The sequence below is a fragment of the Prevotella sp. AGR2160 genome, assembly GCF_000424185.1.
Lineage (GTDB): Bacteria > Bacteroidota > Bacteroidia > Bacteroidales > Bacteroidaceae > Prevotella.
This window is the reverse complement of record NZ_AUJK01000003.1, coordinates 85,467-98,258: the sequence shown is the minus strand read 5'-3', so window position 1 is coordinate 98,258 and position 12,792 is coordinate 85,467. Positions and strand designations below refer to the sequence as shown.

Here is a 12,792-nt window from a genome sequence, read left to right as displayed (position 1 = left end):
TCTTTTTAATAGTCACGTTGCATATCTGCGATCTTCTGCTGGAGCTTCTTCACCTGCTCCTCCTGGAGGACACGCTTGTACTCGATAGGTACAACCTGGATGAAGTCCTCCACATAGTGGTTCCAGTCGTCGAGCATCGTGCGGGCGAGCTTTGAGCCGGTGTAGAGATAGTGCTGGCGGATGAGCTCGTGGAGCTCCTTGCGGTAGCTACTTTCCTCGACGAGGTTGATCTCCACCATATCCATGTTACAGAAGTAGTCGAAGTTGTGGTTCTTATCCCAGACGTAAGCGACACCACCACTCATACCGGCGGCGAAGTTACGGCCTGTCTCACCGAGGACGACGACACGTCCGCCGGTCATATACTCACAGCAGTGGTCACCGGCACCCTCGATGACGGCGATGGCTCCGGAGTTACGTACGGCGAAACGCTCACCGACCTTTCCGTTGATATAGAGCTCACCACTCGTAGCACCATACAGACCGGTGTTACCGGCGATGATGTTGTCCTCTGCAGCGAAGTTGCTGCGGATCGGCGGGAGGATAGAGATACGACCACCGGAGAGACCCTTGGCGAAGTAGTCATTGGTCTCGCCCTCGAGCTTGAAGTCGACACCCTTCACGAGGAAGGCACCGAAACTCTGACCGGCGGAGCCCTTGAACTTCACATTGATGGTCTTGTCGGGCAGACCGGCCTCACCATATTTAGAAGCGATGACACCGCTGAGCATCGTACCGACGGCACGGTTCGTATTGCGGATGGCATAGTCGAGGTTGACCTCTTCCTTGTCCTCAATAGACTTCTGGCAAGCGTTGATGAGCTGCTGGTCGAGAATACCACTGAGGTCGTGCTCCTGCGTCTTCGTGCAGTAGAGACTGCTGTCACCCTTCTCCTGATGGAGGAGGTTATGGAAGTCGAGGCTCTCCCACTTCTCGTTGTCGGTATGCTTCGGGACGATGAGGTCCGTACGGCCAACGATATCGTTGAGAGAGGTGAAGCCCATGTCGGCGAGGTATTCACGAACCTCCTGAGCGAGGAACTTGAAGAAGTTGATGACGTAGTGATAATCGCCACGGAAATGAGCGCGGAGCTTCGGATCCTGTGTGGCGACACCCATCGGACAGGTGTTCTGGTTACACTTACGCATCATCACACAACCGAGGGTGATCAGGGCGGCAGTACCGAAACCGAACTCCTCAGCACCGAGAAGCGCCATCATGATGACGTCACGGCCACTCTTCAACTGTCCATCCACCTGCAGACGGACGAGAGAGCGCAGGCCGTTCTTGACGAGCGTCTGCTGGGTCTCGGCAATACCGATCTCTGGAGAGATACCGGCGAAACGCATGGAGGAGGCAGGACTTGCACCCGTACCGCCCTCAGCGCCGGAGATCACGATCAGATCTGCCTTTGCCTTCACAACACCGGCGGCAATCGTACCGACACCGCTCTCAGCAACAAGCTTCACGCTGATGGCAGCCTTCGGGTTGACATTCTTCAGATCGAAGATGAGCTGTTTCAGATCCTCGATGGAGTAGATATCGTGATGAGGCGGCGGAGAGATGAGGGAGATGCCCGGAATAGAGTGACGGGTCTTGGCGATAATCTCGTTAACCTTAAAGCCCGGCAGCTGGCCACCCTCACCAGGCTTAGCGCCCTGGGCAACCTTGATCTGAATCTCCTCAGCATTGACGAGGTATTCGGTGGTGACACCGAAACGGCCACTGGCCACCTGCTTGGTCTTTGAACTCAGGGAGATACCGTCGACGGTCTCGTGGAAGCGCTCGCTGTCCTCACCACCTTCACCGGTGTTGCTACGTGCACCGAGGTAGTTCATAGCCAGAGCGAGAGCTTCATGAGCCTCTTTTGACAGGGCACCGAAACTCATAGCACCGGTAACGAAGTGACGGACGATCTTCTCTACCGGCTCCACCTTATTAATATCGATGGGGTTCTTCTTATAGTCGAAGAAGTCACGGATGAAGATCGGCTCTTCCTTATGGTCTACGAGATCAGTATATTTCTTGAAGAGGTTATAGTCGCCCTTACGTGTAGCAAGCTGCAGTGTGGCGATGGTCTCCGGATTCCAGGCATGCTTGATACCGTCCTTACGATAGTGGAACTGGCCGAAGTTCGGCAGGAATTTCGGACCGACGAGCTCACCCTTCGCGTTGCGGTGCTCACCCTTGCCGAAGGTCTTGTCATGGAAGGCAATGGCATCCTTTGCGATAGTCTTCAGACCGATACCGCCGATGCTGCTCGTCTCTGTACCGAAGTAGGCTTTCAGCAGACTCTCGGAGAGACCGACAGCCTCGAAGATCTGAGCGCCACGGTAGGAACGGATGGTAGAGATACCCATCTTGGCCATGATCTTGTAAAGGCCCTTCTTCACGGCCTTGATATAATTGGCCTCGGCAGTAGGATAGTCCTCCTGGATCTTGCCGCGCTTGACGAGGTCGTCGAGTACGGCATAGGTCATATACGGGCAGAGGGCGCTGGCGCCATAGCCGAGCAACAGGGCGGCATGCATCACCTCGCGGATCTCACCGCTCTCCACGATCAGCGCCGTCTGTACACGCTTGCCGACATTGATGAGGTAGTGGTGTACGGCACTCACGGCGAGGAGTGACGGGATGGCGACATGCGTCTCGTCGACATCACGGTCGGAGAGGATGATATAGTTGTATCCGTCATCGACGCTCTTCTCGGCAGCCTTACAGAGCTTGTCGAGGGCTTCGTGGAGACCTTCGGCACCTTTCTCACGCTCGAAGAGCATGGGGAGCTTGATGGTGTTGAAGCCTTTATAACGGATATTACAAAGAATATCAAGTTGGGTATTTGTCAGGATCGGGTGGGGCAGACGGACCATCTTACAGTTGGTCTCATCGGGGTTGAGGATTCCCGTACCGACACGACCGATATACTCGGTGAGACTCATCACGAGGTTCTCACGGATGGAGTCGATTGCCGGGTTCGTGACCTGGGCGAACTGCTGACGGAAATAGTTGAAGAAGATCTGCGGCTTCTCGGAGAGGACTGCCAGCGGCGTGTCATTACCCATGGAAGCGGTAGGCTCCTGACCTTTCGTGGCCATCGGCACAATCGTACCGTCGACATCCTCCTCTCCAAATCCAAACTCAATCTCCTTACGCGTGAGGTTCTCAACGGCGTTGGAGACCTTACGGCCACTGTGGATCTTCTCGAGTTGGATACGGTTGGTGTTCAGCCATTGACGGTAGGGATGCTCGGCAGCGAGGCGCTCCTTGATCTCGCCATCATAGTAGATCTTTCCTTCCTGCGTATCGACGAGGAGAATCTTACCGGGCTGCAGACGTCCTTTCTCAGCGATCTCCGTAGGATCGAAGTCAAGGACACCGGCCTCAGAGGCAACGACCATCGTGTCGTTCTTTGTGATGGTGTAGCGGGCCGGACGCAGACCATTACGGTCGAGCATACCACCGGCATAGCGGCCATCGCTGAAGAGGAGGGCGGCAGGGCCGTCCCACGGCTCCATGAGGATGGAGTAATATTCATAGAAGGCCTTCAGGTCTTCGGAGATGGGGTTCTTGTCGTTGAAGCTCTCAGGAACCATGACAGCCATGGCGTGAGGCAGTGACAGACCACTCATGACGAAGAACTCGAAGACATTGTCGAGACTTGCGGAGTCACTCATTCCCGGCTGAACGATCGGGCTGATATCATGGATATCGCCGAGGGTGGGGGAGGAGAGGACGCTCTCACGGGCCTTCATCCAGGCGCGGTTGCCGCGGATGGTATTGATCTCACCATTGTGGGCGAGCATACGGAACGGCTGGGCCAGTGACCAGGTCGGGAAGGTGTTCGTGGAGAAACGGCTGTGGACGAGTGCCAGACCGGAAGTGAAGTAGTTATTGGTCAGGTCAGGATAATACTGACGAAGCTGCAAGGAGGAGAGCATACCTTTATATACGATGCTCTTGCTGGACAGGGAGCAGATGTAGAAGTCCTTGTCGTGAACGCGGCGCTCAATCTTTTTACGGATGATATAGAGCGTGCGCTCGAAAGTCGGCACCTTATCATCGGTGACACCAGTGACAAAGACCTGCTTGATGTCCGGTTCCGACTCCAGGGCTGCCTCACCGAGACAGTCGGGATTGGTGGGGACATTACGGAGATGCATCAGGGACAGGCCCTCACGCTCAATCTCCTCAATCATAATGGAGAGGATCTGCTGCTGGCGCTTCTCGTCCTTAGGCAAAAAGACCAGTCCGGTACCGTATTTTCCCTTCTCGGGAACAGGGATACCCTGCAGAAGAATAAACTCATGAGGAATCTGCAGTAAGATTCCGGCACCATCACCCGTCTTGCCGTCGGCTCCCTCTGCACCACGATGGCGCAGGTTCTCGAGAACCTTCAAGGCGTTGTCGACGAGATCATGGCTCTTGTTGCCGTGGATATTCACGACCATTCCTACGCCACACGCATCGTGCTCGTAGGACGCATTATACAATCCTTTTGCCATAAACGCTAGTATTATAATTCAGAAATTATCTATTTCCTATCAATTTGGTTGCAAAGATACATGTTTTATTTCAAAAAAGCTCAAAAAAGGCGAAAAATATAATAATAAATTTTTAAGAACTTACGATTATTAAGGAAAAATACATAATTATGCAGTTTTAACGTGTTTTTAGGTAGGTTATTCGGGTGCCAAATTACAAAATGAATGTAGGGACATAATTGATCATGTTCCGTCTTATTGCGGATCATGATCAATCATGTCCCTACATCTTTTACATATATCCTAATGCCCGGAGGATATCATTGAGGTTCGCCACGATCAGGAGGACGATGAGGATGGCGAAGCCGACATATTCCGCCTTGACGAGGAAGTTCTCACTCGGTTTGCGGTGCGTAATCATCTCATAGAGGAGAAAGGCCACGTGGCCGCCGTCGAGGGCGGGGATCGGCAGGATATTCATGAAGGCGAGGATGATGCTCAGGAATGCCGTCATCTTCCAGAACATGTACCAGTCCCACTGTGCGGGGAAGAGGTTTCCGATGGCGCCGAAGCCGCCGAGACTCTTCACGCCGTCGGCGGAGAATACATACTTCATGTCGTCGACATAACTCTTCAGCACGTTCCAGCCATATTTGATACCGGCGGGGATGCTCTGCAGGAAGGAGTAGGTGATGTGGGTCTGCTTGTAATCTTTGACGACATTCGTGAAGACGGCCCCGATCTTCACGTCAGGTGTCAGCGTGATCATTGCCGTGTCGGCCTTTGCCGCTCCGGCATGCTGGAAGACAATGGGAACGGTGAGGATCTTCACGCTGTCGGTATGGCTCATGCCCTTGTTGAGATCGTCCTGCTTGGCCTTGATGGCAAGCATGAAGTCCGTGTAGGTCGTGATCTTCTTACCATTGAAAGCGAGGATCTTATCGCCGTGGCGGATGCCGGCCTTGTCTGCTGGATCTCCCTTGACAATGCTGTCGACCGTATTGGGCATATAGGGGACCATGAAGGCGGGCTTGTTCTTCAGCATGTCCAGAAGATTGATATCGCCGGAGAGAGAGATGCTGACTTTCTTTCCATGGCGCAGCACATCGACACGCTTGGCCTCACTGATCTTACGGTAGACATCGACATTGAAGTCCTTGAAGGTTACTTTATCGGTACCGAGAAGAATATCGTGGTCTTGAAAGCCCATGGCCTTGGCTTCCTGGTTGAACTGCATACCATAAGTCATGTCCTTCGTGGCGACATAGGTCTCGCCCCAGTGGAACATGATAGCGGCATAAATCACGAGGGCCGTGATGAAATTGACGAGGACACCACCGACCATGATCAGCAGACGCTGCCAGGCTGGCTTGGAACGGAACTCCCACGGCTGTGCGGGCTTCTTCATCTGTTCGGTGTCGAAGCTCTCGTCGATCATACCGGCAATCTTACAGTAGCCACCGAGGGGCAGCCAGCCGATGCCGTAGGTCGTCTCACTGTTCTTCGGCTTGAACTCGAAGAGATGGAACCAGGGATCGAAGAAGAGGTAGAACTTCTCCACTCTTACGCCGAAGAGCTTGGAGAAGAAGAAGTGTCCTCCTTCGTGGAGGAGTACGAGTAGAGAGATGGCCAAGGCGAACTGAAGGGCCTTGATCAGAAAAATTTCCATTGTCTTATAAGAGTGATGTTGCTATTTTGCGGGCTTCGGCGTCGGTCTGCATATAGACGTCGTAGTCCGGATTCTTGTCGAAGGTGGCTTTTGCCATGGTCTTCTCGATGATGTCGGCCATACCGAGGAAGGAGCAGTAGCCACGGCGGAAGGCAGCATTGACGATCTCGTTGGCGGCATTGAGGATGCACGGCATATTGCCGCCCTTCCGGATGGCATCGTAGGCCAGGGCCAGGCACGGGAACTTCTTCGTGTCGGGCTTAAAGAAGTCGAGATGCTGAATGTCGAAGAGGTTCAGACGGTCGCCGTTGAGACTCAGCCGTTCGGGGAAAGAGAAGGCGTACTGGATCGGCAGTCGCATGTCGGGGACGCCGAGCTGGGCCTTCACGGCACCATCTTTGAACTGGACGCCACTGTGGACGACGCTCTGCGGATGGATGAGTACCTCGATTTGCTCCGCGGGAACGCCGAAGAGCCATCTGGCCTCAATGACCTCAAAACCTTTGTTCATCAGAGATGCCGAGTCGATGGTGATCTTTGCGCCCATGTCCCACGTCGGATGGCGGAGGGCGTCGGCGGCGGTGACGGTCTTCAACTGCTCATGTGAGAAGAGACGGAAGGGACCGCCGCTGCAGGTCAGCAGGATCTTGTCGATCTCATTCTGATCCTCACCGACGAGGCTCTGGAAGATGGCGCTGTGCTCACTGTCCACGGGAAGGATGGGCGCGTGGTTCTCCTGGGACAACTGACAGATCAGCTCACCGGCAACGACGAGTGTCTCCTTGTTGGCCAGACAGATCTTCTTATGGGCACGGATAGCATGGATTGTCGGCGTCAGACCGGCGAAGCCGACCATGGCCGCGAGGACCATATCGATGGGCTCAGCCTCGACAATTTCGTTGAGGGCTTCCTTGCCGGCATAGACCTTGATGTCGGGCTCGTCGGCGAGGAGCTGCTGCAGTTCGTCGTAATGGGCCTCGTTGGCGATGACGACAGCGGCAGGATGGAACTTGTGGGCCTGGGCGGCGAGCTTCTCCACGCTGTTGTTGGCCGTGAGGCAGTAGGCCTCATAACGGTCGGGGTGTTGTGCGATGACATCGAGGGCTTGGGTACCGATGGAGCCGGTGGAGCCGAGGATACATATCTGTTGTTTCTTCATTGTTGTTCTAGTTGAGATCGAGGAGGCCTTCGGGGATGCGCATGACGAGGCGATGGCCTTCCCAGTCAATATTCGTGATGAGATCATCGCTCATGGGGATGAGGAGCTGGCGGCCATTGGGCGTCTCTACCTCCAAGAGAAGGTTGGCGGTACTGTCATCGATGGCGCGGATCGTACCGACGGGCGTACCGGTGGAATCGTCGGCAGCAGTACCGTTGGCCTTTTCGGCGTCAGCGGTAAGTTCCTCAGCATTCACAAGGGTGAAACCGACGAGCTGTGAGAGAGAGGCTTCGCCTTCTGCTTCCTGGGCTTTCTCCCGTGGGAAGAAGACCTCACAGCCGGTCAATGTGCGTGCCTGTTCCTGGGTGTCGATATCCTCGAACTTCATGAGGGCCATCTCGTCATTCTTGAATCGGTATTCCTCCATGAAGAACGGCACGAGGATTCCGTCGACGTCGAGGATGAGGTAGTCGGCATCCGTACGGTCGAAAACATCATCGTCGAAGTTGAACGTCACCTCTCCTTTTACGCCGTGAGGTTTACCGATTACACCTATTTTATATATAGAGTCTCTGGAGATCATTTATTTTATTATTTTTCCGTTATGTTCCCTTTTTGAATGCCGTTCCGGCATCGGGCCGCCACAAGGGACGGCCCCTGCAAGGGGATCGTTGGGAGAGGCCTCCTACTCACTGACGCGGCGGATGCAGGCGCCGAGGCGGTTGAGACGGTTCTCAATATCCTCGTAGCCACGGTCGATCTGCGCGATATTCTCAATGCGACTCGTGCCATGGGCATCCATGGCAGCGATGAGCAGGGCGATACCGGCACGGATATCGGGGCTGCTCATACGGCCGGCGCGGAGCGTACGATGGCGGTCATGACCGACGACGACGGCGCGGTGGGGATCGCAGAGGATGATCTGCGCGCCCATGTCGATGAGCTTATCGACGAAGAACAGGCGGCTCTCGAACATTTTCTGATGGATAAGGACGGTGCCCTTGGCTTGTGTCGCTACAACGAGGAGCACGGACAGCAGGTCTGGTGTCAGTCCCGGCCATGGAGCATCAGCGAGGGTCATGATCGTGCCGTCGATGAACGACTCCACGGCATAGTGTTTCTGTTGTGGAATGACGAGGTCGTCATCCTCCACATGGATCTTCACGCCGAGGCGGCGGAAGGCGTCGGGGATGATGCCGAGATTCTTCACCGAGCAGTCCTTGATGCGGACGCCCTCACCGCACATGGCAGCCATGCCGATGAAGGAACCCACCTCAATCATGTCGGGGAGAATATGGTGTGTGGCGCCATGGAGCTCCTTCACGCCGACGATGGTGACGAGGTTGCTGCCGATGCCGCTGATGTTGGCACCCATGTGGTTCAGCAAGTGACAGAGTTGTTGGATATAGGGCTCGCAGGCGGCATTGTAGATCGTTGTCGTCCCTTCCGCCATGACGGCGGCCATGATGATATTGGCCGTACCCGTGACGGAGGCCTCGTCGAGGAGCATGTACGTGCCCTTGAGTTTCTTGGCCTGGATCTCATAGACATTGCGCTCCTCATCACGGACGAACTTCGCGCCGAGATGCTTGAAACCGAGGAAATGGGTGTCGAGACGGCGGCGTCCGATCTTGTCGCCACCGGGCTGCGCTACCGTAGCCTTGCCGAAACGGCCGAGGAGCGGACCGATCATCAGCACACTGCCACGGAGCTGCGCGCATTTATGGACGAAATCGGTACTGCCGAGATAGTGCAGGTCCAGCTCATCCGACTGGAAGGTATAGTCGTGGGCACTGTGGCGCGTGACCTTTACGCCGATATCCTGCAGCAGTTTGATGAGGTTGTTGACATCCAGAATGTTCGGGATATTGTCGATACGTACCGGCTCTGTCGTCAACAGAGTGGCACAGATCACCTCCAGGGCCTCGTTCTTGGCGCCCTGAGGCTTGATGGTTCCGCGGAGGGGATGTCCTCCTTCAATAATGAACGACTCCATAGGCCTATCTGCGTTTCTTCTTTCCGTTGTTGTTCGTATTGCCGCTATCCGGTTTGATGTGGTCAAACTGGAAACTGTCGAGGTCGAGCTGGATGACACCATCGGTGAACCGCGCGAGGTCGGAAGCGACCTTTTCGTCATCGCAGGAGCCGTGGCTCCACTGCATGAGGTCACGCTTCATCTGGTTGGCGGTGATGCGCACGAGCTCGTCACGCTCTGGTCCCGGCTCCATGTGCTTGAGTTGGTCGAAAACCTCGAACATCAGGTTACCGTAATGGCGGATGGGGATGCGCTTCATCGGATACTCGATGGGATTCGGACGCGTCTGACGGACCTGACGGGCTTTCTCTACGTCATAAGGATAGTCGATGTCGAGCTTGAAATGACTCATCATAGCGAGATGGTCCCACAGTTTTCGGTCGTAGTCCTCCGCATCCTGGTCGGCCGGGAACATGCGTCGCATGATGGTGACGATGGTCTCGGCGCATACCTGTCGCTCAGCCTTGTCGGGGATGTTGACGCAGTAATCGACCATGTTCTGTACCACACGGCCGTATTCCGGGAGCACGAGTTGTTCGCGCTGGGTATTATAGTCCAATCCTTGTATGTTCATATTATAAAAGTTTCTTGGGTTTCTTGGCAACGAAGTCTTTCAGATAGAACGGCACGAAATAGGCTACATCCTCGTAGTGCTCCTCGGCGATGCGCTTCTCGGCCAGCGGGAACATGTTCTTGGCCAGTGGCTCGATGTTCGGGACGAGATGGGCATTGGGATGGTTGATGGCTTCCATGCACTTGGCGGCACCATTGCCGAAGAAATAGACGGGTCCGCGGTCGAGATACTCCTTATAGGTATCGGCGTCGACGACATCGGCCTGGATGGGCCGGATCTCCTTCAGGCTGCGGTCGAAGACTTGTGCGTAGACTTCCATGCGGCGGGCATCGATCATCGGTACCAACAGGGCATTCTCCTCGGGGATGAGCTCCTTGAGGAGAACGGGGACACAGAGGAGCTCGAGGGTCGGCACAGCGATGAGCTTCAGACTACGGCCGTAGCAGATACCCTTGGCCATGGACGTGCCGATGCGCAGTCCCGTGTAGGAACCGGGTCCTCCACTGACAGCGACGGCATCGAAAGGAATGGCGTGGTTGTCCGTGAAAGAGAGCGCCTCGTCAACAAACTGACCCAACTGCTCAGCATGGTTAGGACCACTGTGGTCCTCTTTGTTGAAAATACATTCACCGTTCTGAGAGACGGCGACAGAGCACACGTTCGTGCTCGTTTCAATGTTTAATATGACCGACATAAAAAATATTTTCTTATTATAAGGTGCAAATTTACTGATTTTTCCCGATTTTTTTGTAGTTTTGCAGAAATTTAACGTGAACTATTATGATACAATCCATGACTGGCTATGGAAAAGCCGTAGTCACTTACAAAGGAAAGAAGATCAATGTAGAGATTAAATCACTGAATTCGAAGAGTCTTGATCTCTCCACACGTATTGCCCCGATCTACCGTGAGAAGGAGATGGAGATTCGCCGGACCATCACGAAAGCGCTGGAGCGCGGCAAGGTAGACTTCGCCATCTGGGTAGAGAAGGAAGCCGGAACGGATGCCACGCCGGTCAACGGTGAACTGGTGGAAAACTACTATCATCAGATTAAGGAACTCGCCCAGAGAACGGGCATCCCCGAGCCGCAGGACTGGTTCTCTGTCCTCCTCCGTCTCCCTGACGTGCTGACGACGACAGAGACGGAGACCCTCGATGATGAGGAGTGGGCCGTTGCCTCGAAGGCCATTGAAGAGGCGATTGCCGCCCTGCAGTCCTTCCGCCGTCAGGAGGGAGCTGCCCTGGAGAAGAAGTTCCATGAGAAGGTCGACAATATCGAGGCGCTGCTGAAGAGTATCGAGCCTTTTGAGAAGAGCCGTGTGCCGAAGATTAAGGAGCAGATCATCAAGGGCCTGGAGCAGATTCCCGAGGTAGAATATGATAAGAACCGCCTGGAGCAGGAGCTGATCTATTATATTGAGAAGCTCGACATCAGTGAGGAGAAGCAGCGTCTGACGAATCATCTGAAATATTTCCGTGAGACGATGGACGAGGAGCGTCCTGTCGGCAAGAAGCTCGGTTTCATCGCTCAGGAGATGGGCCGTGAGATCAACACCACGGGTTCGAAGAGCAACAATGCCGAGATGCAGAATATCGTGGTGAAGATGAAGGACGAACTGGAGCAGATCAAGGAGCAGGTTCTCAATGCCCTGTAAAAAAATAGAGAATGTTATGGCAGGAAAGTTAATTATCTTCTCAGCCCCGAGCGGATCGGGGAAGAGCACGATCGTGCAGTGGCTCATGCGCGAGCACCCGGAGTTGAAGCTCGCCTTCTCCATCAGTTGTACGAGCCGTGCCCCGCGTGGGACGGAGCGTGACGGCGTGGAGTATTTCTTCCTCACTCCCGAGGCTTTCAAGGCGAAGATTGCCGCCGGCGAGTTTCTGGAGTATGAGGAGGTCTATGAGAACCGTTTCTACGGCACCCTGAAGTCACAGGTGGAGACGCAGACGGCGCGTGGCGAGAATGTAGTCTTCGATGTTGACGTGAAGGGTGGCTGCCATATCAAGCAGTTCTATGGCGACCATGCCATGAGCATCTTCATCCAGCCGCCGTCGATCGAGGAGCTGCGCCGCCGTCTCGTCGGCCGTGCCACCGATGCCCCTGAGGTCATCGAGCAACGCTTGGCAAAGGCCAGTTATGAGCTGACGTTTGCTCCGAAGTTCGATCATGTCGTTGTCAATGACAACTTGGTGACGGCGGAGGAGCAGACCTATCAGCTAATTAAGGAGTTTCTGAAGAAATAAGAAGCAAACTGATGAATCATCAACGTCGCGTGGGCCTCTTCGGCGGCAGTTTTAATCCTATTCATGTGGGGCATATCGCGTTGGCCAAGGCACTCCGGAAAGAGGGCGGGCTTGACGAGGTGTGGTTTCTCGTGACGCCGCAGAACCCGTGGAAGCAACAGACGGACCTCCTCGACGACGAGGAGCGGCTGACCTTGGTGCGTGACGCCGTACGGGGCGAGGACGGTCTTGTGGCCAGTGACTACGAGTTTCATCTCCCGAAACCATCCTATACCCTCCATACGCTGCGAGCCCTGAGAAAAGACTATCCCGATACGGAGTTCGTGCTCCTCATCGGCGGCGACAACTGGGCAGCCTTCGACCACTGGTATGGCTATGAGGAGATCCTCCGGGATTATAAGATCATCGTCTATCCCCGAGAGGAGCATCCCGTCGATCCCCCACTGCCCCATGGTCTTCCTATTCGTGGCGTGGAGATAGTCCATACGCCGTTGTTGCCCGTGAGCAGTACGCTGATCCGTGAGCGTGTGCGTGCCGGAGCTCCGATCCATGGCCTTGTACCCGAAGCGATTGAGAAGAGGGTAATCAAGGCTTACGTAGGGACATGACTGATCATGTTCCGCCATCCT

10 protein-coding genes are annotated in these 12,792 nt (G+C 54.8%); 3 read left to right on the top strand and 7 right to left on the bottom strand.

Going from position 1 to position 12,792, the window contains the following annotated elements:
• Positions 1 to 5: 5 nt before the first annotated feature.
• The 7 genes from gltB to tsaB form a co-directional block, all read right to left on the bottom strand.
• The gene (gene gltB / locus G604_RS0103275) at positions 6 to 4,502 is read right to left on the bottom strand and encodes a glutamate synthase large subunit (RefSeq protein ID WP_028909307.1); all 4,497 of its coding nucleotides are present in this window, start codon (positions 4,500 to 4,502) and stop codon (positions 6 to 8) included.
• 271 nt (positions 4,503 to 4,773) lie between these two features.
• Positions 4,774 to 6,150, bottom strand: a complete 1,377-nt coding sequence (rseP, locus tag G604_RS0103270; RefSeq protein ID WP_028909306.1) for an RIP metalloprotease RseP — start codon at positions 6,148 to 6,150, stop codon at positions 4,774 to 4,776.
• Between the two features lie 4 nt (positions 6,151 to 6,154).
• On the bottom strand, positions 6,155 to 7,309 hold the full coding sequence (locus G604_RS0103265) for a 1-deoxy-D-xylulose-5-phosphate reductoisomerase (protein ID WP_028909305.1): 1,155 nt from the start codon (positions 7,307 to 7,309) through the stop codon (positions 6,155 to 6,157).
• Between the two features lie 7 nt (positions 7,310 to 7,316).
• A complete protein-coding gene (gene rimM / locus G604_RS0103260; protein WP_028909304.1) occupies positions 7,317 to 7,892 on the bottom strand; it encodes a ribosome maturation factor RimM in 576 nt (191 codons plus the stop codon).
• 102 nt (positions 7,893 to 7,994) lie between these two features.
• Positions 7,995 to 9,305 carry a UDP-N-acetylglucosamine 1-carboxyvinyltransferase gene (gene murA, locus G604_RS0103255; RefSeq protein ID WP_028909303.1) on the bottom strand — a complete coding sequence of 437 codons (1,311 nt, stop codon included), beginning with the start codon at positions 9,303 to 9,305 and terminating at the stop codon, positions 7,995 to 7,997.
• Positions 9,306 to 9,309: 4 nt separating this feature from the next.
• The gene (locus G604_RS0103250) at positions 9,310 to 9,918 is read right to left on the bottom strand and encodes a DUF4290 domain-containing protein (RefSeq protein ID WP_028909302.1); all 609 of its coding nucleotides are present in this window, start codon (positions 9,916 to 9,918) and stop codon (positions 9,310 to 9,312) included.
• 1 nt (position 9,919) lies between these two features.
• Positions 9,920 to 10,612 (bottom strand): tRNA (adenosine(37)-N6)-threonylcarbamoyltransferase complex dimerization subunit type 1 TsaB, encoded by a 693-nt coding sequence (tsaB, locus tag G604_RS0103245; protein ID WP_028909301.1) that lies wholly within the window; start codon positions 10,610 to 10,612, stop codon positions 9,920 to 9,922.
• Between the two features lie 86 nt (positions 10,613 to 10,698).
• Between tsaB and G604_RS0103240 the strand changes: the two genes are divergently transcribed.
• Genes G604_RS0103240 through nadD form a run of 3 tightly spaced genes read left to right on the top strand, consistent with a single transcriptional unit; the run spans position 10,699 to position 12,771 of the window.
• A complete protein-coding gene (locus G604_RS0103240) occupies positions 10,699 to 11,574 on the top strand; it encodes a YicC/YloC family endoribonuclease (RefSeq protein ID WP_028909300.1) in 876 nt (291 codons plus the stop codon).
• Positions 11,575 to 11,590: 16 nt separating this feature from the next.
• Positions 11,591 to 12,163, top strand: a complete 573-nt coding sequence (gene gmk / locus G604_RS0103235) for a guanylate kinase (RefSeq protein WP_028909299.1) — start codon at positions 11,591 to 11,593, stop codon at positions 12,161 to 12,163.
• Positions 12,164 to 12,174: 11 nt separating this feature from the next.
• A complete protein-coding gene (nadD, locus tag G604_RS0103230) occupies positions 12,175 to 12,771 on the top strand; it encodes a nicotinate (nicotinamide) nucleotide adenylyltransferase (protein ID WP_028909298.1) in 597 nt (198 codons plus the stop codon).
• Positions 12,772 to 12,792 lie beyond the last annotated feature (21 nt).